General features: G+C 66.4%; 19 protein-coding genes. 8 read left to right on the plus strand and 11 right to left on the minus strand.

All coding sequences use genetic code 11. The features are described from left to right. Positions 1-80 precede the first annotated feature (80 nt). A complete protein-coding gene (locus LV82_RS09135) occupies positions 81-1,784 on the minus strand; it encodes a SulP family inorganic anion transporter (protein WP_104071007.1) in 1,704 nt (567 codons plus the stop codon). A 41-nt stretch (positions 1,785-1,825) separates the two neighbouring features. After that, positions 1,826-2,113: a helix-turn-helix domain-containing protein gene (locus LV82_RS09140; protein WP_104071008.1), complete on the minus strand. Its 288-nt coding sequence runs from the start codon at positions 2,111-2,113 to the stop codon at positions 1,826-1,828. A gap of 163 nt (positions 2,114-2,276) precedes the next feature. Here LV82_RS09140 and LV82_RS09145 point away from each other — a divergent pair, with 163 nt between their 5' ends. From LV82_RS09145 to LV82_RS09160, 4 genes are read left to right on the plus strand one after another with little or no spacing between them, the layout of a single operon-like run. Then, positions 2,277-3,188 carry an AAA family ATPase gene (locus tag LV82_RS09145; protein WP_104071010.1) on the plus strand — a complete coding sequence of 304 codons (912 nt, stop codon included), beginning with the start codon at positions 2,277-2,279 and terminating at the stop codon, positions 3,186-3,188. A gap of 12 nt (positions 3,189-3,200) precedes the next feature. Continuing rightward, positions 3,201-4,463, plus strand: a complete 1,263-nt coding sequence (locus LV82_RS09150; protein ID WP_104071012.1) for a vWA domain-containing protein — start codon at positions 3,201-3,203, stop codon at positions 4,461-4,463. A 30-nt stretch (positions 4,464-4,493) separates the two neighbouring features. After that, the gene (locus LV82_RS09155; protein WP_104071014.1) at positions 4,494-5,468 is read left to right on the plus strand and encodes an XdhC family protein; all 975 of its coding nucleotides are present in this window, start codon (positions 4,494-4,496) and stop codon (positions 5,466-5,468) included. Further along, on the plus strand, positions 5,465-6,493 hold the full coding sequence (locus LV82_RS09160) for a molybdopterin-binding protein (protein ID WP_104071016.1): 1,029 nt from the start codon (positions 5,465-5,467) through the stop codon (positions 6,491-6,493). The genes LV82_RS09155 and LV82_RS09160 overlap by 4 nt, the downstream gene beginning before the upstream one ends. On the opposite strand, the gene LV82_RS09165 is transcribed toward LV82_RS09160, so the two are convergent. The 4 genes from LV82_RS09165 to LV82_RS09180 are packed head-to-tail and all read right to left on the minus strand — an operon-like array spanning position 6,472 to position 9,719. Then, a complete protein-coding gene (locus LV82_RS09165) occupies positions 6,472-7,743 on the minus strand; it encodes a molybdopterin-binding protein (protein WP_104071018.1) in 1,272 nt (423 codons plus the stop codon). The genes LV82_RS09160 and LV82_RS09165 overlap by 22 nt on opposite strands. Further along, positions 7,740-8,246, minus strand: a complete 507-nt coding sequence (mobB, locus tag LV82_RS09170; protein ID WP_104071019.1) for a molybdopterin-guanine dinucleotide biosynthesis protein B — start codon at positions 8,244-8,246, stop codon at positions 7,740-7,742. Before mobB ends, LV82_RS09165 begins: the two co-directional genes overlap by 4 nt. Then, positions 8,243-8,857 (minus strand): molybdenum cofactor guanylyltransferase MobA, encoded by a 615-nt coding sequence (gene mobA, locus LV82_RS09175; RefSeq protein WP_104071021.1) that lies wholly within the window; start codon positions 8,855-8,857, stop codon positions 8,243-8,245. The genes mobB and mobA overlap by 4 nt, the downstream gene beginning before the upstream one ends. Then, positions 8,844-9,719, minus strand: coding sequence for a formate dehydrogenase accessory sulfurtransferase FdhD (locus LV82_RS09180; protein ID WP_104071257.1), 876 nt, complete (start codon positions 9,717-9,719; stop codon positions 8,844-8,846). The genes mobA and LV82_RS09180 overlap by 14 nt, the downstream gene beginning before the upstream one ends. A gap of 272 nt (positions 9,720-9,991) precedes the next feature. Here LV82_RS09180 and LV82_RS09185 point away from each other — a divergent pair, with 272 nt between their 5' ends. Genes LV82_RS09185 through LV82_RS09195 form a run of 3 tightly spaced genes read left to right on the plus strand, consistent with a single transcriptional unit; the run spans position 9,992 to position 12,218 of the window. After that, positions 9,992-10,696, plus strand: coding sequence for an ABC transporter permease (locus LV82_RS09185; protein WP_104071022.1), 705 nt, complete (start codon positions 9,992-9,994; stop codon positions 10,694-10,696). Further along, positions 10,690-11,409 carry an ATP-binding cassette domain-containing protein gene (locus LV82_RS09190; RefSeq protein WP_104071024.1) on the plus strand — a complete coding sequence of 240 codons (720 nt, stop codon included), beginning with the start codon at positions 10,690-10,692 and terminating at the stop codon, positions 11,407-11,409. Before LV82_RS09185 ends, LV82_RS09190 begins: the two co-directional genes overlap by 7 nt. Then, complete coding sequence (locus tag LV82_RS09195) at positions 11,406-12,218, plus strand: ABC transporter substrate-binding protein (protein WP_104071025.1); 813 nt, start codon at positions 11,406-11,408, stop codon at positions 12,216-12,218. Before LV82_RS09190 ends, LV82_RS09195 begins: the two co-directional genes overlap by 4 nt. Here LV82_RS09195 and ade read toward each other — a convergent pair. Next, positions 12,208-13,902 carry an adenine deaminase gene (ade, locus tag LV82_RS09200; protein WP_104071027.1) on the minus strand — a complete coding sequence of 565 codons (1,695 nt, stop codon included), beginning with the start codon at positions 13,900-13,902 and terminating at the stop codon, positions 12,208-12,210. The genes LV82_RS09195 and ade overlap by 11 nt on opposite strands. Before the next feature lie 66 nt (positions 13,903-13,968). After that, positions 13,969-15,000 (minus strand): uroporphyrinogen decarboxylase, encoded by a 1,032-nt coding sequence (gene hemE, locus LV82_RS09205; RefSeq protein WP_104071028.1) that lies wholly within the window; start codon positions 14,998-15,000, stop codon positions 13,969-13,971. Between the two features lie 104 nt (positions 15,001-15,104). Here hemE and hemC point away from each other — a divergent pair, with 104 nt between their 5' ends. Continuing rightward, positions 15,105-16,043 (plus strand): hydroxymethylbilane synthase, encoded by a 939-nt coding sequence (gene hemC / locus LV82_RS09210; RefSeq protein WP_104071030.1) that lies wholly within the window; start codon positions 15,105-15,107, stop codon positions 16,041-16,043. A gap of 27 nt (positions 16,044-16,070) precedes the next feature. On the opposite strand, the gene LV82_RS09215 is transcribed toward hemC, so the two are convergent. From LV82_RS09215 to pgsA, 3 genes are read right to left on the minus strand one after another with little or no spacing between them, the layout of a single operon-like run. After that, entirely contained in the window at positions 16,071-16,511 is a 441-nt protein-coding gene (locus LV82_RS09215) for a molybdenum cofactor biosynthesis protein MoaE (RefSeq protein ID WP_104071031.1), read from the minus strand. A 1-nt stretch (position 16,512) separates the two neighbouring features. Further along, the gene (gene moaD, locus LV82_RS09220) at positions 16,513-16,761 is read right to left on the minus strand and encodes a molybdopterin converting factor subunit 1 (RefSeq protein ID WP_104071033.1); all 249 of its coding nucleotides are present in this window, start codon (positions 16,759-16,761) and stop codon (positions 16,513-16,515) included. Beyond that, the gene (gene pgsA / locus LV82_RS09225) at positions 16,758-17,423 is read right to left on the minus strand and encodes a CDP-diacylglycerol--glycerol-3-phosphate 3-phosphatidyltransferase (protein ID WP_104071034.1); all 666 of its coding nucleotides are present in this window, start codon (positions 17,421-17,423) and stop codon (positions 16,758-16,760) included. Before pgsA ends, moaD begins: the two co-directional genes overlap by 4 nt. Positions 17,424-17,495: the final 72 nt, after the last annotated feature.

Raw genomic sequence — 17,495 nt, forward strand, 5'->3', positions numbered from 1 at the left:
CGGCCTCGATGCGCCATTGGTGACGGGCGTCCGAGGCCGGCGAACAAGCCGTTCTCGCGTCGATTGCGCGAAAACCTGCGTCAGGCCGCCTGTCTGGGCTTGCGCAGCGCCGCCAGAGCGCTGTCGACGTCGCCGGCAAAACGAACGGTGTGGCGGTCCAGGCCAATCGCCAGAAGCCCGCGCCGGACATCCCGGCGTGCCCCGGAGATGAAAACCTGAACATCGCGCTTGCGTGCCTTTCGGACAAGGCTTTCGATCATGCTGGCCCCGGTCGAGTCGAGGAAGGGCACCCCCGATAGGTCCAGAATCAGGGCGCGGTGATTGTCCTGGATGCGGTCCAGGACCGAACCGATCGAGGCCGCGGCGCCAAAGAACAATGCCCCGGTGACCCGATACACGATGATGTCGGGGTCGGCGGCTTCCTCGTGATACTCCTCGCGCGGATGTGCATCGTCGGGTTCGTCGCGTGGCACGATCGGCGTCTGGGCCGTGACCTCTGTCGTCCGGCTCATGCGGTGGATGAACAGGATTGCCCCCAGCGCAACGCCGGTCACGATCGCATCGGTCAGATCGCGGAAGACGGTCAGCAGGAAGGTCGCGGCCAGGACCGCGAATTCGCCCCATCCGGTGCGGGCCAGCGCGGCGATCGCGTGACGCTCGATCATGTTCCAGGCGACGACCGCCAGCACGCCGGCCAACGCAGCCAGCGGAATGAACGATGCCAGAGGCGCAGCCACCAGCATGAACAGCAGCAGAAACACCGCATGCAGCATTCCGGCCACTGGTCCGTGCGCGCCCGCGCGCACATTCGTGGCGGTCCGCGCGATGGTTCCCGTCACGCAGATCCCGCCAAACAGCGCCGAGCCCACATTCGCGATGCCCTGGGCCACAAGCTCGCAGTTTGACCGGTGTCGCCGACCTGTCATGCCGTCCGCCACGACTGCGGACAGAAGCGATTCGATTGCCCCCAGCAAGGTGAAGGACACCGCGTTGGGCAGGACTTCCGCCACGCGGGCGGGAGACAGGTCGGGCAGTTGGGGCGCGGGCAGGGTGGATGGGATCCCGCCGAACTTGCTGCCAATGGTTGCGATCGGCAGGCCCAGCAGGGCCGTTGCTGCGGCTGCAAGTGCGACGGCAATCAGCATTCCCGGCCAGCCGGGGCGATAGCGCCTGAGCGCGAGGATGACCGCCACGGTGCCGGCCGAGACGGCGACGGCTGCCGGTGTCAGCGTATGGCGCGCCTCCCACAGGGCGGGCAGCTTCTCCAGCAGTTCCGCGGGCTCGTGGTCCAGCTTCAGGCCGAACAATTCGCGGATCTGGCTGGCAAAGATGATGACGGCAATCCCGGCGGTGAAGCCCACCGTCACGGGAAAGGGAATGAACTTCACGAAGGTGCCCAGCCGCAGCAGACCCACGGCGCTGAGCATCAGGCCCGACAGGAAGGTCGCAAGGATCAGGCCATCCATCCCGTGTTGCGCGACAGTTGCGGCGACCAGGACGATGAATGCGCCCGCCGGCCCGCCGATCTGGAAGCGCGACCCCCCAAGTGCCGAAACCAGGAATCCCCCGACGATCGCCGTATACAGGCCCTGCGCGGGGGTCGCGCCCGAGGCGATGGCGATTGCCATCGACAGGGGCAGGGCGACGATGGCCACGGTCAGGCCCGCGATCGCATCCGCGCGCAGCTGGGTCAAGCCATAGCCTTCGCGCAGGACCGTGATCAGCTTCGGGGTGAAAAGCTCGGCAAAGCTTGCCTCGGCTTCCGTGCTTGTTGTTCGTGCCATTTTCGCAATCCGTCGGTTGGTATCGAGGGTCGGTTTTCGGGTCACTCCTCCGTCTTGTCGGGCGGGGATGTCGCAAAACCGGCAGGCGCGCGCAGCCGCACGCCGCGACCGCCCGTCGGGCTGGCCGTGCCTTCGGCGATCAGCTCTACCCCCGCGGCCTCGAACGCCTCGACGACGCGGGTCAGGCTGTCGATCATGCCGCGCACCGTACCGGGACAGGCTTCCATCCGGCGGATCGTCGGAACCGAAAGCCCCGTCATTTCAGCCAGCTGGCGCTGGTCGATACCCAGAAGTGCCCGCGCCGCGCGCATCTGCGGTCCGGTGATCATGCGAATCTCCGATCACTTTCGATGTCCAAGTCATAATAACTGATACATGAGGTATCAATACTGATCATCCATCTGCAATTCTCCTCCTGCGCCCGCAGGCCAGCTCGCACTGGACTTTGCCCGCATCCGCTCCATACTCGACCCGCAAGGGAGAGGAGCCACGATGAAGCCGAACATCGCCGGGATCGACGACGTCCAGGCCCTGCTGGCCGGGCAGGACTATGTCTGCGACAGGGCATTGGCCACGGTGACATTCCTTGCGCTCAGACTGGGCCGGCCGCTGTTTCTGGAAGGGGAGGCCGGCGTCGGAAAGACCGAGATCGCCAAGGCATTGTCCGCCGCGCTGGGGCGCCGGTTGATCCGGCTGCAATGCTATGAAGGGCTGGACGCGGCTTCGGCGGTCTATGACTGGAACTTTGCCGCGCAGATGATCGCGATCCGCACGGCCGAGGCGTCGGGCGTCGTCGATCGCGACGTCCTGCGCGCTGAACTGTTCACCGAGGAATACCTGATCGAACGTCCCCTTCTGGCGGCGATGCGACCGCAGCCGGGCGGCGCGCCGGTGCTTCTGATCGACGAACTCGACCGTACGGACGAGCCTTTCGAGGCATTCCTGCTCGAGGCGCTGTCCGATTTCCAGGTCACGATCCCCGAGCTGGGAACGATCCGCGCGCCAGAGCCGCCGATCGTCGTGATCACCTCGAACCGCACGCGCGAGGTGCATGACGCGCTGAAGCGGCGATGCCTGTATCACTGGGTCGATTACCCGGATTTCGACCGCGAGATGGCGATCGTCCGCGCCCGCGTTCCCGATGCCGCCGAATCGCTCAGCCGCGAGGTCGTCGCCTTCGTGCAGAAGCTGCGGACCGAGGACCTGTTCAAGAAGCCCGGCGTGGCCGAAACCATCGATTGGGCCAAGTGTCTTCTGGCGCTGGATGTGGTGACGCTGAGCCCCGAGGTCATCGCCGACACGCTGGGCGCGATCCTGAAATACCAGGACGACATCCAGCGCATCGCGGGTGATCCCGCCCGGCGCATCCTGGACGAGATCCGCGCCGAACTGGCCCCGGGCTAAGCCGAGGTCCCGATGCCCGAAGCCGTCTTCGATATCCCCGCCGATGGCAAGCTGGTGGCCAATATCGTGCATTTCGCGCGCGCATTGCGACGTGCCGGCCTGCGGGTTGGTCCGGGCCCTGTCCTGCGGGCCATCCGCGCGGTCGAGGCCGCAGGGTTCTCGGATCGGCGCGACTTCTACTGGGTGCTGCATGCCTGCTTTGTCTCGCGTCCCGAGGAACGCGTGATCTTCTCGCAGATCTTCCGTCTCTACTGGCGCGATCCGCGCTACCTGGAACACATGATGAGCATGATGCTGCCTGCCCTGCGCGGCGTGCAGCAGGAACGCCCCGCCGAGGCCGCGGAGCGTCGCGCGGCCGAGGCTCTGTTGGACGGGCAGGCGCCCGATATGCCCGCCGCCGAGGATCAGGGCCCGGACGAAACCGAGATCGAGATTGATGCCAGCGCCACCGCTTCCGAGGTCGAGCGTCTGCGCAATCTGGACTTCGAGCTGATGTCGGTCGAGGAACAGGCCGCGGCGCGACGGATGATCGCGAAACTCGACCTCCCGGTGCGTCCACTGGCCTCGCGCCGCACGGTGGCGGCGAAATCCGGCAGATTGGCCGACTGGCGCCGCACCATGCGCGCGGCCATCCGCAGCGGGGGCGAATTCCGCACGATGGCCATGCGCCGGCGGCGCGAGCGTTGGCCGAATCTTGTCGTCCTGTGCGATATCTCGGGATCGATGTCGCAATACAGCCGGATGGTGCTGCATTTCGTTCACGCGGTCGCCAATCGCCGCGACGGCACATGGGCACGGGTTCACGCATTCACCTTCGGGACGCGGCTGACCAATGTCACCCGGCACCTGCGCCAGCGCGATGTCGATCAGGCCCTGGCGGCAGTCGGCGCGCAGGCGCAGGATTGGCAGGGCGGAACGCGGATCGGTGCCTGCCTGCACGAATTCAATCGCGACTGGTCGCGCCGCGTGATGGGGCAGGGAGCTGTCGTGCTACTGATCACCGACGGGCTGGACCGCGATACGGGTTCGGACCTTTCGCGCGAGATGGAACGGTTGCGCCTGTCCGCGCGTCGGGTCATCTGGGTCAATCCGTTGCTGCGCTGGGAGGGCTTTGCCCCCCGCGCCCGCGGCATCGCCGCGATGCTGCCGCATGTCGATTCGTTCCGTGCCGGCCATTCCGTCGCCTCGCTCGAGGCGCTGGCACGCGCGATATCGGTCCCATCGGACCGGGGCGACCGCGACCGCCTGCTGGCCCTGATGCAAAAAGGAAGTTGAGTGTAGCCCGAGGACAGGCAAGGCAAGCCCATGGACAGGCCCGATCACGACAGGATTCCCGAAATCGCGCTGGACTGGCATCGCGCCGGGCGGGGGGCCGTTCTGGCCACCGTGGTCGAGACATGGGGTTCGGCGCCCCGCCCCGTCGGCAGCCAGATGGTCGTCGCGGGGGACGGGGCCATGATGGGCAGTGTTTCGGGGGGCTGCGTCGAGGGCGCGGTGGTCGAGGAATCACTGGCCGCGCTGAAGGACGGTCAGCCCCGGCTTCTGACCTTCGGGGTGGCCGATGACGATGCCTTTGCCGTGGGGCTGGCCTGCGGCGGCACGATCCGCATCCTGGTCGAGCCGGTGGGACCGGCGCTGCCGGTTGGGCTGCTGTCCGATCTGGTCGCGGCACGTGCCGCCCGCCGACCGGTGGCCTATGTCGTCGATCTGGACAGCTGGCAGCGCAATCTGGCGCCGCCGAACCCGGACCTTTCCGACCGGTTCCGCGCCGATCGTTCCGGGATCGAAGGCCGCCGCTTCATCGCCATTCACAACCCGCCCCTGCGCATGGTCGTGGTCGGCGCCGTTCATATTGCGCAGGCGCTTTTGCCGATGGCGCGGGCCTGCGGCCACGATCCGGTCCTGATCGACCCGCGTGAGGCGTTCGGGTCACAGTCCCGCTTTCCCGGCGAGACGATCCGCCACGACTGGCCCGACGAGGCAATGGCCGAGATCGGTCTGGACAGCCGCACCTCGGTGGTCACCCTGACCCATGATCCGAAGATCGACGATCCCGCGATCCGCTCGGCCCTGGATTCGGAGGTTTTCTATCTGGGCTGTCTGGGCTCGACCCGGACCCATGCCAAGCGGGTCGAGCGATTGCGGCAGGCGGGGTTCGATGAAGGCCAGATCGCGCGCATTCATGCCCCCGTCGGCCTGAATATCGGCGCGAAATCGCCGGCCGAGATCGCCGTGTCCATCATGGCCCAGATCACGCAGGTCTTGCGAGGACCAAGATGAGGTTCGGACCCGTTCCCGTCGATCAGGCGCAGGGCGCGATCCTTGCCCATTCTCTGACCCTGCGCGGACGAAAGCTGCCCAAGGGTGTCACCTTGACGGCAGATCACCTTGCCGCCTTGCGGCAGGCGGGTATGGCCGTGGTGACGGTTGCGCGGCTTGATCCCGGCGACGTGGCTGAAAACGACGCGGCCATGCGTCTTGCCGCCGCGCTGGTGTCGCAGCCGGGGGCTGCGGGGATTGCCCTGTCCAAACCCCATGCGGGCCGCGTGAACCTGAACGCGACGCGGCCGGGCCTGGTCGAATTCGCGCCCGAGCTGATCCATGCGCTCAATCTGGCCAATCCGGCGTTGACGGTCGCCACGCTGCCGCCCCTGTATCGGGTCGCGCCCGGAATGCTGGTGGCGACGGTCAAGGTCATAACCTACGCGGTTGCGGGCAATGTCCTTGATCGAGCCATCTGCAACCTGACCGCCGAAAGCGGCGTGATCCGCATTCGGCCCGTCATCCGCCACAGTGCCGGCCTGATCCTGACGACGCTGGACGGATCACCCGACAAGCTGACCAACAAGGCGCGCGCGGCCGTTCAGGCGCGGCTTGACGCGCTGGGCATGGGGCTTGCCGAATGCCGGATCGTCGCACATGACGAATCCGCCATCGCGACGGCCCTGCGCGATCTGCCGGGCGAGATCGCGCTGATTCTGACCGCGGCCGCGACCTCGGACCCCGAGGACACCGCCCCACGCGCCCTGCGCATGGCTGGGGGCACATTGCGCCGCTTCGGCATGCCGGTCGATCCGGGGAATCTGCTGTTCTGGGGCATGCAGGCGGAGCGTCCGGTCATTGGTCTGCCGGGCTGCGCGCGTTCCCCTGCGCTGAACGGCGCGGACTGGGTGCTGGAGCGCCTGGCCTGCGGGCTGGAGCCGTCCGACGCGGATATTGCGCGCATGGGTGTCGGCGGGCTTCTGAAGGAGATTCCCCAACGTCCGCAGCCGCGTGAAACGGGTCAAAGGCCGAATGAACCATAGGGCAGGAACAGGACGGGATCGCCCGGGCGGATGCTGATCGCCTGGTCTGGAAGTTCCACAAGCCCGGTCGCCCACGACAGGCCACTGATGCGCCCCGAACCCTCGGATGCGAAAACCTCGGCTTGGCCATCAGTGCCGATGCGTGCCCGAAGGAATTCGCGCCGTCCCGCCTTCTTGGTCTTTTCGAAACCTGCCGGAACAAGGAAGCCGCGCCGCTCGGGCCAGTCGGCCCCGGCCATGCGAAGGATCGCCGGGCGCGCAAAGACCAGGGCGCAGACAAGGGCCGCGACCGGGTTGCCCGGCAAGCCAAGGACGGGAACGCCACGCCATTCCGCGATGGCCAGCGGGCGTCCAGGTTTCAGCGCGATGCGCCAGCTGCTCAGCCGGCCTTCGGTCCGCAGCAGCGCCGAGACGTGATCCTCGTCACCCGCCGAAGCACCGCCCGAGGTCAGGATCACGTCGGCCTGCTCCGCCCCGCGATCCAGAACGGCCCGGATTGCCGCGGGATCGTCGCGCACATGGCCCAGATCGATCGCCTTGGCCCCCCATCGGGTCACGAGTTCCAGCAGCATGGGGCGATTTGCGTCGGGGATCTGGTGGGGACCTGCCGGCTGGCCGGGCCAGGGAACGATCTCGTCCCCGGTCGAAAGGACGGCGACGCGCAGGGGGCGAAAGACCTCGACCTCGCGGATCGCAAGGGCGGCCAGCAGGGCAAGGTCCGGGGCGCGCAGGACATGCCCCGCGGGCAGGGCGGTTGCGCCCCGGGCGACATCCTCGCCGGCCTTGCGGGTGTTTGCGCCGCGGCGCACCGGACCGTCGAAGGCGACGATCCGGCCATCCGTCGCGCAGTCTTCCTCCAGCACCACGGTATCGACGCCTTCGGGCAGGATGGCGCCGGTCAGTATGCGGATCGCGTGGCCCATGGGAACGGCATGGGGCCATGGCTGACCCGCCGCCGCACGCCCCTGAACCAATGGCAGCCGCTGAATGCCCGATCCCGTCGCCGCATGGGCAAAGCCATAGCCATCGACCGCGGAATTGGCCGCCGGCGGATTCGAGCGTCGTGCAATCGCAGGGCGCGCGAGAACCCGACCGCCCGCCTGCGGAAGCGGGACGGTCTCGGTCTGTGCGACCGGGGTTATGCCGTCCCGCAGCCGGGTCAATGCCTGATCCACCGGAATCCATGACACGCCCTGCGGCATGGCCATGCAATCGTCGCGCAGGCGTGGCGGGATCAGCGGCGTGTTCATGGCTCAATCTCGTGCAGGATGAAGTCCGCGACGGCGCTGGTGTCGTTCAGCTCCAGCACGGGCAGGGACAGGTTGACGATCGCCGGATCGGCCGGGCTGTCCGTCGCCACCGCGCGCACGGTCGGGTTCGAAGCCGCGATCGGGGCGCGCGACGATGGCCCGCGCCAGACCTCGATCTTGCCGTGGGGGGCGGTCTTGAAGCCCTCGACCAGAACCAGATCGACCGGCAAGAGGCGTACCAACAGGTCTTCCAGCGACGGCTCTGGCGCACTGCGCAATTCGTGCACCAATGCCCATCGTTCGGGCGTGGCCAGAATGGTTTCCTGCGCCCCGGCCCGGACGTGGCGCCAGCTATCCGTTCCGGGCTGGTCGATCCGGGCCACGTGATGGGCATGCTTGATCGTCGAGACGGCAATGCCGCGCGCCCTGAATTCGCGGATCAGACGTTCCATCAGATGGGTCTTGCCCGCGTTCTTCCAGCCGGTGATGCCAAAGACCTTCATGCGATCAATTCCTCGGCGCGCGCGATGTCTTCGGGGGTGTTTATGTTGAAAAACGGGTCGAAGGGCACCGAATCGAATTCGGCCAGGCCGGCGCCGTGACGCTCGGTCCAGGCAACGATCTTGCGCAGCCCGCCCTGAAGACTGGTGCGCAGATCCTCGCGCAGGGCGACGGGCCACAGGCCAAAGGTCGGGTGACGCCACAGGCGGCCGTGTTCGTCCCGGCTGGCGGCCAGCGCAAGACCGGACGCAGCTGCCGCCCGTTTCAGCCGTGCCGCAAGATCGCGCGGGAAGAAGGGCGTATCGGCCGCCACCGTCACGATGGCCCGCGCGCCAAGACCTGCCGCCCAGTCCAGCCCGACCAGAACGCCTGCCAGCGGCCCGGGGTGATCCGGCAGACTGTCGGCAAGGACCGGCAAATCGAATTCGGCCCATCGGGAAGGGTCGCCATTGGCATTGATCGCGATCGGCGCGCATTGCGGGGCAAGCCTGTCGATCACCATGTCGATCAGGCGCTTTCCCGCGACGCGGCGCAGGCACTTGTCGCCGCCCCCCATCCGCGTGGCCTGTCCTCCGGCCAGGATCACGCCCGGCAATCGGTCATGCCTGCTCATCTTTCGCCCCCTTGCGACGATGCCGGGGATCCTCGGCCGGGACCGAGGCGGGGTCGGCATCGCGGATCAGGCGCTCTTCGCCGGACAGACAGACAAAGCGGTGCCCGCGCAGCCGGCCGATCAGGGTCAGCCCGACCTGTCGCGCGATCTCGACCCCCCATGCGGTAAAGCCCGAGCGCGACGCCAGAACGGGTATCCCCATCTGCGCGCATTTGATGACCATTTCCGAGGTGAGGCGCCCGGTCGTGTAAAGGATCTTGTCCGAGCCCGGCACGCCGTGACGGAACATGAAGCCCGCGATCTTGTCCACCGCGTTGTGGCGGCCGACATCCTCCATGTAGACCAGAACCTTGTCGCGCTGGCACAGGACCGTGCCGTGGATCGCGCCTGCGGTCAGGTACAGCGATGGCGTCGTGTTGATCTGGCGCGCCAGGGAATACAGCCAGCTTGTGCGCAGCTTTGCGGGCGGCAGCCGCAGACCCTCGAGCCCCTCCATCATGTCGCCAAAGACCGTGCCAACGGCGCAGCCCGAGGTCCGGGTCTTCTTCCTGACCTTCTCTTCGTAGGACGTCTGTCGAAGGGTGCGTACCACGATCGTGTCGATCTCTTCATCGTGGTCGATGGCGGTCACGACGTCATCGTCCCGCAGCATCCGTTGATTGCGCAAAAAACCGAGGGCCAGATAGTCGGGGTAGTCTCCGATCGTCATCGCGGTGACGATCTCCTGCGCGTTCAGAAAGATCGTCAGCGGTCGCTCCTCGACGACGTCGATCTCGATCTCGGCGCCGGACTGGTCGGTGCCCCGCACGGCCCGCGTCAGGCGGCGCGCCTGCGGGTCGGGCAGTATCGGCAGGGATGGCATCGGTGGCATGGACGGGCTTTGCCTTTCGGTCTGCGCGGGCATCTTGTATTCCATCCCGGTGTCTTGCAAGGGCTGGCGCCGGGGGCCGTGGTCGGCTCTGGCAAAGCCGGTGTCACGCGGCCTGCGACCGTGGCCCTGGGCGGTATGGCCGGGTCGCGTTCTGCCGCGGACCGGTCGTGTGTGGGGATGACCCGATTGGAAAAAGCCGTGACATCCTGTCTGTCGACGAGCGTGTCAGGGATCGACCCCGATACGGGAAGGGTGGCAGCGCGATGAACGATATCGTCAGTGGGCTGACGCAGGCGGTCAGGCTGATCGCGACGCTTGATGCCAATCTGGTCGAGATCAGCCTGCGGTCGCTGCAGGTGACGCTGTCCGCGACGGTCATCGCTTCGGCACTGGGACTGCCTCTGGGAGCGTGGCTGGCGGTGAGCCGGTTCCGTTTGCGGCGGGTCGTGATTGCCACGCTGAACGCGCTGATGGGGCTGCCGCCCGTCGTGGTCGGGCTGATCGTCTATGTCATGCTGTCGCGCTCGGGTCCGCTGGGCGTGCTGGGCTTGCTGTTCACGCCAACGGCCATGATCATCGCTCAGGTCATCATCATCACCCCGATCATTGCATCGATCGCGCATCAGGCCATTCGGGAATTGTGGGCCGACTACCATGACCTGTTGATCTCTCTGCACACGACGCGGGCGCAGAGGGTCGCCACGCTGTTGTGGGATTCGCGCCGGGCGCTGCTGACGGCTTCGCTGGCCGGTTTTGGACGCGCCATAGGCGAGGTGGGCGCAATCATGATCGTGGGCGGAAATATCGACCATGCGACGCGGGTTCTGACGACGGCAATCGCGCTCGAGACCGCGAAGGGCGATTTCGCCATGGCGCTGGCGCTGGGCTTTGTCCTGATCGGTCTGGCGCTGGCGATCAATCTGGCGCTGCATGTCCTTTCTGGCACGGAAAGGGGCAGCCGATGGTGACGAATCTTCTGCCCCTTCGCATCACCGACCTCGAGCTGCGGCGCGCCGGGCGGCGGATCCTGGGCCCCATCTCGCTGACGCTCGAGGGGCGTGGGATCACCGTGGTCCTGGGGCCGAACGGGTCGGGCAAGACATCGCTGTTGCGCGCGATGCATGGCCTGGAGCGGCTCAGCGCCGGGCGGATCGACTGGGCCTGTGGCGAGGCCGTCGCCCGGGCGCGTCAGGCTTTCGTCTTCCAGACGCCGATCCTGATGCGACGGTCGGTTCTGGATTGCATTGCCTATCCCCTGGTCCTTGATGGCGTGGGCCGCCGTGCCGCGCGCGCTGCGGCAAGGGCAATGGCCGATTCCGTCGGGCTGACAGGTGTTGCGCTGGATGCCCCGGCCTCGGTTCTGTCCGGGGGCGAGCGTCAGAAGATGGCGTTGGCGCGTGCGCTGATCCGGCAGCCCCAGATCCTGTTCCTGGACGAGCCTTGCGCCAATCTCGACAATGCCTCGACCCGCGAGATCGAGACTGTTCTGTTGCGCGAATCCGCGCGTGGCGTCCGTATCGTCATGTCCACGCACAATGTCGGGCAGGCACGCCGACTGGCCGACGAGATCGTTTTCCTGTTTGCCGGACGATTGCATGAAGCCGCCCCGGCCCGGGAATTCTTTGCCGGCCCCGCCACGCCCGAGGCCCGCGCCCATATTGCCGGAGATCTGCCCACATGATTGCGCGTCTGATTTCGAGTCTGCTTCTGGTGCTCTTGCTGGCGACGCCGCTACGCGCCGAGATGTTGCGCATGGCGGTCACGACGTCCTTTGCCAATTCCGGGCTGGCCGATATCCTGCTGCCCGAGATCGCGCGCGACACGGGGATCGAGCTTCAGCTGCTGATCGTCGGCACCGGGCAGGCGCTGCGGCTGGGGGCGGCGGGTGATGTCGATGCGGTCCTTGTCCATTCGCGCGAGGCCGAAGAGGCGTTCATCGCGCAGGGCCATGCGACCCACCGGCGCGAGATCATGTACAACGATTTCATCATCGTTGGCCCGCGGCACGATCCCGCGCATGTCGCCGGCGCCGGAAGCGCGGCCGAGGCTTTCGCGCGCATCGCGCGTGCGGGCGCGCCCTTCGTCAGTCGTGGCGATGACAGCGGCACCCATCGGGCCGAGCTGTCGATCTGGTCGCGCGCCGGGGTCACACCGTCCGGCGCATGGTACCGCGCCACGGGGCAGGGAATGGGGGCCGCGCTGAATACCGCCTCGGGAATGGGGGCCTATATCCTGACCGACCGCGCGAGCTGGCTGAACTTTTCAAACCGCGCCGATCTGGTTCTTTTGGTTCAAGGCGATCCGGCGCTGTTCAATCAATATGCCTTCCTGCCCGTCAATCCGGCGCGCCACCCCCATGTGCGCGCGCAAGAAGCGGCATTGGTCGAGGCCTGGCTGACGGGGCCGCGCGCGCGGGAACTGATCGATGGCTACCGTCTGCACGGGCAGCAATTGTTTCATTTCAACGCGACGCCGATGGTCACGAAATGATCTCGAACCGGGTGACATCGACCATGCCGCGATCGGTGATCTTGAGCGCGGGAATCACCGGCAGGGCAAGGAAGGCAAGCTGCAGAAACGGTTCGTGCAGCCGCACGCCCAGGGATCGGGCGGCCGCCCGCAGGTCGATCAGGCGGTCGCGTACGGTTTCAAAAGGTTCGAGACTCATCAGCCCCGCGACCGGCAATGCAAGCTCGGCCAGAACCTGTCCGTCGCGCACGACCACGAAGCCGCCCTGGATCTCGGCCAGGCGGTTCGCGGCCAGCGCCATGTCCGCATAATCGATGCCGACCACCGCGATGTTGTGATGGTCATGGCAGACCGTCGAGGCAATCGCGCCGCATGTCAGCCCGAAGCCGCGGACAAAGCCCGTGGCGATGTTGCCGTTCTTGCCGTGCCTTTCCACGATCGCGATGCGGGCAAGGTCGCGCGCGGGGTCCGGGCGCTTGTCGCCATCCTCGATCTCGATCTCTTCGTGCAGATGTTCGGTGATGATCCGGCCCTCGACGATGCCGATCACGTCGGTTGCGGCGCGATTGGCCGGGCAGCGGAAATCGGATGGCTTCAAATGGGGCGCGCGCACCGAGTTCAGCCCGACAGGGGGCAGCAGCATGCGCCGGGCAAAGGCAGCATCGTCCACGATCTGCCCGCCACAGATCACCCGCCGGACATCGCAGGTTCCAAGATCGCTCAGGGCGACGATATCCGCCCTCAGTCCCGGCGCGATCTGGCCGCGATCGCGCAACCCGAAGGCCTGCGCCGCGGAAAGCGACGCGGCGCGATAGGCCGCCAGGGGCGTCGCGCCCCGTTCGATCAGGCGCCGGATCATGTAATCCAGATGCCCCTGTTCGGCGATGTCCAGCGGATTGCGGTCATCCGTGCACAGGCAGACATAGGCCGACACGGCGTCGGTCAGGATGGGCGCAAGGGCTTCGAGATCCTTCGACACCGACCCTTCGCGGATCAGGACGCGCATGCCCTTGCGCAGCTTCTCGCGCGCCTCGGCCTCGGTCGTGGCCTCGTGCTCGGTGCGGATACCGGCGGCGATATAGGCGTTCAGGTCGCGGCCGGAAAGCTGGGGGCAATGGCCATCGATATGGCCACCCTGAAACAGCCGCAGCTTGGCCATCGCGGATGGGTCGCGGTGGATGACACCGGGATAGTTCATGAATTCCGCCAGCCCGATGCCGCCTGGATGGCCCATCAGCGGACGCAGATCCTCGGCCTCGATCCGTGCGCCGGCGGTTTCCATCTGGGTCGACGGCACGCAGGATGACAGCTGAACGCGCAGGTCCATGATCGTGTGGCGGCTGGCTTCCTGGAACCACCGGATGCCTTCGACGCCGATGACATTGGCGATCTCGTGCGGGTCGCAGATCGCGGTCGTGATACCGCGCGGGGTCACGCAGCGGTCGAATTCGAATGGCGTGACAAGCGAACTTTCGACATGCAGATGCGTGTCGATGAAGCCGGGCACCAGCGTCAGGCCGTCAAGGTCAAGGATCTGCACCCCGTCATACGGATCGCCAAGACCCGCAATGCGATCGCCGACGATGGCCACGTCGCCCTCGATCGTCTCGCCCGTGACCACGTCGAAGACGCGCGCGCCGCGCAGGACAAGGTCGGCGGGCATCTCGCCGCGCGCGACCGCGATCAATCGTTCCAGATCATCCATGGGTGACGTCTCCTGACCGTGCTGACACGATCAGGCTTAACCACACCGGCGCAAAGGTCCAGAGTCTCAGACGCCTTGGCGCACCGTCTCGATCATCAGGCGCACGTTTTCGGGATCGGCGTCCGGGGTGATCCCGTGGCCAAGGTTGAAGATGTGCGGACCGCCCGAAAAGGCGCGCACGATCCTGCGGGTTTCCTCGACCAGCCGTTCGCCCCCCGTGACCAGCAGCGAAGGGTCCAGATTGCCCTGCACGCAGCCGTCGCGCTGGACATGCCGGGCCGCCCAGTCGGCGTCGACGGATTGATCCAGTGCGACGCAATCGGCCCCGGTCGCGCGCGCAAAGCCGACATAGCGATCACCCGCCCCGCGCGGGAAGGCGATGATCGGCAGGCCCGGATGGCGTTGTTTCAGCTCGGCAATGATACGCCTTGCAGGCTGCAGGGCGAATTCGTCGAAATCCGGGCCGGCAAGCGATCCCGCCCAGCTGTCGAACAGCTTGACGACTTCGGCGCCGGCCTCGACCTGAGCGGAAAGATATTCGATGGTTGCGTCGGTGATCCGGTCGATCAGGCTGGAAAAGGTCGCGCGGTCCTCGCGCATCAGGCGGTGCGCGGGACCCTGATCTGGCGTTCCGCGCCCGGCGACCATGTAGGTTGCCACGGTCCATGGGGCCCCGGCGAACCCGATCAGGGTGACCTCGGGGGGCAGTTCGCGCGCCAGGATCCGCACGGTTTCATAGACCGGGGCCAGGTGTTCGTGGATGTCCTGTGGGCGCTTCAGCCGTGCCAGCTCGGCCGCTGTCGTGATCGTCGACAGGCGCGGCCCCTCGCCGGTCTCGAACCACAGATCCGCACCCAGCGCCTGCGGCACCAGAAGAATGTCGGCAAACAGGATCGCCGCATCGAAACCATAGCGGCGGATCGGCTGCAGCGTGACCTCGGCCGCAAGTTCGGGCGAATAGCACAGCGACAGAAAGTCGCCGGCCTGCGCGCGGGTCGCACGGTATTCGGGCAGGTAGCGCCCCGCCTGCCGCATCATCCAGATTGGCGGGACGGCCTGTTTCTCGCCGGCCAGGGCGCGCAGGATCTTCTTGGTCATGGTGCCTCCGTTGTGCCCTTTCATTCATCCGCGTCGGGCCGTGTCAAGACGTGCGCCGTCTTGCCGCCATTGCAAGGGCAATCTGTCGCGGCTATGCCGAGCACATGAGAAAGCCCGACGCACACAACCCGCTGAAGATCGGAACGCGTGGCTCGCCGCTTGCGCTGGCACAGGCGTTCGAAACGCGCAACCGCCTGATCGAGGCGCATGGCCTTGACGAGGATTCCTGCGAAATCGTCATCATCAAGACGACCGGCGACAAGATCCAGGATCGGCCGTTGAAGGAAATCGGCGGCAAGGGCCTGTTCACCAAGGAAATCGAGGAAGCCTTGCTGGACGGGCGCATCGATATCGCGGTCCATTCCATGAAGGACATGCCGGTACAGCAGCCGGCGGGTCTGATGCTGGATTGCTATCTGCCGCGCGAGGACGTGCGCGACGCCTTCGTCTCGACCACGCATGGCCGGATCGCGGACCTGCCCGAAGGCGCGGTCGTGGGAACCTCGTCGCTGCGGCGGCGGGCGCAACTGCAAAATCGCCGCCCCGACCTGCAGGTCGTCGAGTTCCGCGGCAATGTCCAGACCCGCCTGCGCAAGCTCGAGGACGGAGTCGCCCAGGCCACCTTTCTGGCCATGGCCGGGTTGAACCGTCTTGGCATGGCCGCAATCGCCAAGGGGGCGATCGAGCCCGAGGAGATGCTGCCCGCGGTCGCGCAAGGCGCCATCGGGATCGAACGACGTGCCGATTGCTTGCGCTCGGCCGAGCTGCTGGCCGCGATCCACGACGGCCCCACGGGCGAACGCCTGGCCGCCGAGCGCGCCTTTCTGGCCACGCTGGACGGGTCCTGCCAGACACCGATCGCGGGGCTTGCCGTGCATGACGACAATGGTCTTTGGCTGCGCGGCGAGATCCTTCGGCCCGACGGTTCCGAGGTCATCACCGGCGAGCGCCGTTGCGCCGTCAGCGATGCAATCGAGGCGGGACAGGATCTGGCCCGGGAAATGCTGGCCCAGGCTCCGCGCGGCTTCTTTGACTGGCGATAGTCTGGGCCCTGCGCCGGACCGAATGCCCTACCAGCGCGACAGGGCGTCTTCGTCTTCGTCCTTCGCGGCCACCCATTGGGCGCCGTCTGCCCCGTATTCCTTCTTCCAGAACGGGGCGCGGGATTTCAGATAGTCCATCAGGTATTCCGCGGCCTCGAAAGCGGCCTTGCGGTGGCGCGCGGCGGTTGCGACCATCATGATCGCCTCTCCCGGACGCATTCTGCCGTGCCGGTGGATCACCTTCACGTCGGCCAGCGCCCAGCGATCACGGGCCTGCTGCGCGATCTTCGCGATCGCGCGTTCGGTCATGCCGGGATAGTGCTCGATCTCCATCTCGGTCAGCGCGCCGGAATCGTCGCGCACGACGCCCATGAATGTGACGACCGCGCCGACATCGCGCCTTCCCTGGCCGAAATTCGCGCATTCGGCGCCGAAATCGAAAGGCTCTGCCTGAACGCGAATGTCCATCCTAGCCACCGGTCATGGGCGGGAAGAATGCCACCTCGCGCGCGCCCACGATCGGAGCCGAGAAATCCGTCAGCTCCTGGTCGACGGCGACGCGCACGGCCGACAGGTCCGAGAATGCAACGGCATAGCGTTCTTCGCGCGATTTCAGTTCCTCGACCAGTTCTGCCACGGTTTGCGCCCTGGTCTCGACCCGCTCGCGCGGCTGACCGATGCGTTCGCGTAGCCAGGCGAAATACAGAACTTCGATCATGTGTCATCCTTCAGGAAAGGCAGAGCCTTGCGGAAATAGTCCCAGCCCGTGACGAAGGTCAGTATGGCCGCGATCCAGATCAACACAAGCCCCGCCAATGTCGCATAGGACGAACAGCCGCGAAGGCCGCATGACCGCAAGGGATCGGCAAGACCCTGAGAGACGAGGTCGGCATATTGGTCAGGCGTCAGTCCGCGCCGGGCGATACCCTCCATATGCTCCAGCCCTGTGCCAAGGAACAGGATGGCGATTGCCAGCATCTGCGCCGTGGTCTTCCATTTGGCCAGTTTCGTGACCTTCAGAAGCCCCGCGCTGGCGCCCAGGAACTCGCGCAGGCCCGACACGAAGACCTCGCGAAACAGGATGATGGTCGCCGGCAGGATCAGCCAGGGGTTCATCCCCGAATAGCCCGTCAGCACCATGATCGCGATCACCACCATGGCCTTGTCGGCAATCGGGTCCAGCATGGCGCCGAATTTCGATTCCTGCCGCCACAGCCGGGCCAGGTAGCCATCGAAGAAGTCGGTCACAGCGGCCGTCACGAACAGGGTCAGTGCAAACCAGTCCGCCCAGGGGCGGTGAAAGTACAGAAACATCACCGCAACACCGGGCGCGGCCAGCAGGCGAATGACGGTCAGGATATTCGGGATCGTCCAGGTCATGGGCAATGAGTAGCCGAAGCCAATAAAGGGTGGAAGAGGCAGAATTCGTGGCGTCAGGCGTTGAACGGGTGG

It is taken from the genome of Albidovulum inexpectatum (genome assembly GCF_002927635.1).
GTDB classification, from domain to species: domain Bacteria; phylum Pseudomonadota; class Alphaproteobacteria; order Rhodobacterales; family Rhodobacteraceae; genus Albidovulum; species Albidovulum inexpectatum.

What these genes read in the sequence shown, in the direction of transcription:
- LV82_RS09135 (WP_104071007.1), bottom strand. Translation starts at nt 1,784, where the DNA reads ATGGCACGAACAACAAGCACGGAAGCCGAGGCAAGCTTTGCCGAGCTT.
- LV82_RS09140 (WP_104071008.1), bottom strand. Translation starts at nt 2,113, where the DNA reads ATGATCACCGGACCGCAGATGCGCGCGGCGCGGGCACTTCTGGGTATC.
- LV82_RS09145 (WP_104071010.1), top strand. Translation starts at nt 2,277, where the DNA reads ATGAAGCCGAACATCGCCGGGATCGACGACGTCCAGGCCCTGCTGGCC.
- LV82_RS09150 (WP_104071012.1), top strand. Translation starts at nt 3,201, where the DNA reads ATGCCCGAAGCCGTCTTCGATATCCCCGCCGATGGCAAGCTGGTGGCC.
- LV82_RS09155 (WP_104071014.1), top strand. Translation starts at nt 4,494, where the DNA reads ATGGACAGGCCCGATCACGACAGGATTCCCGAAATCGCGCTGGACTGG.
- LV82_RS09160 (WP_104071016.1), top strand. Translation starts at nt 5,465, where the DNA reads ATGAGGTTCGGACCCGTTCCCGTCGATCAGGCGCAGGGCGCGATCCTT.
- LV82_RS09165 (WP_104071018.1), bottom strand. Translation starts at nt 7,743, where the DNA reads ATGAACACGCCGCTGATCCCGCCACGCCTGCGCGACGATTGCATGGCC.
- mobB (WP_104071019.1), bottom strand. Translation starts at nt 8,246, where the DNA reads ATGAAGGTCTTTGGCATCACCGGCTGGAAGAACGCGGGCAAGACCCAT.
- mobA (WP_104071021.1), bottom strand. Translation starts at nt 8,857, where the DNA reads ATGAGCAGGCATGACCGATTGCCGGGCGTGATCCTGGCCGGAGGACAG.
- LV82_RS09180 (WP_104071257.1), bottom strand. Translation starts at nt 9,719, where the DNA reads ATGCCATCCCTGCCGATACTGCCCGACCCGCAGGCGCGCCGCCTGACG.
- LV82_RS09185 (WP_104071022.1), top strand. Translation starts at nt 9,992, where the DNA reads ATGAACGATATCGTCAGTGGGCTGACGCAGGCGGTCAGGCTGATCGCG.
- LV82_RS09190 (WP_104071024.1), top strand. Translation starts at nt 10,690, where the DNA reads ATGGTGACGAATCTTCTGCCCCTTCGCATCACCGACCTCGAGCTGCGG.
- LV82_RS09195 (WP_104071025.1), top strand. Translation starts at nt 11,406, where the DNA reads ATGATTGCGCGTCTGATTTCGAGTCTGCTTCTGGTGCTCTTGCTGGCG.
- ade (WP_104071027.1), bottom strand. Translation starts at nt 13,902, where the DNA reads ATGGATGATCTGGAACGATTGATCGCGGTCGCGCGCGGCGAGATGCCC.
- hemE (WP_104071028.1), bottom strand. Translation starts at nt 15,000, where the DNA reads ATGACCAAGAAGATCCTGCGCGCCCTGGCCGGCGAGAAACAGGCCGTC.
- hemC (WP_104071030.1), top strand. Translation starts at nt 15,105, where the DNA reads ATGAGAAAGCCCGACGCACACAACCCGCTGAAGATCGGAACGCGTGGC.
- LV82_RS09215 (WP_104071031.1), bottom strand. Translation starts at nt 16,511, where the DNA reads ATGGACATTCGCGTTCAGGCAGAGCCTTTCGATTTCGGCGCCGAATGC.
- moaD (WP_104071033.1), bottom strand. Translation starts at nt 16,761, where the DNA reads ATGATCGAAGTTCTGTATTTCGCCTGGCTACGCGAACGCATCGGTCAG.
- pgsA (WP_104071034.1), bottom strand. Translation starts at nt 17,423, where the DNA reads ATGACCTGGACGATCCCGAATATCCTGACCGTCATTCGCCTGCTGGCC.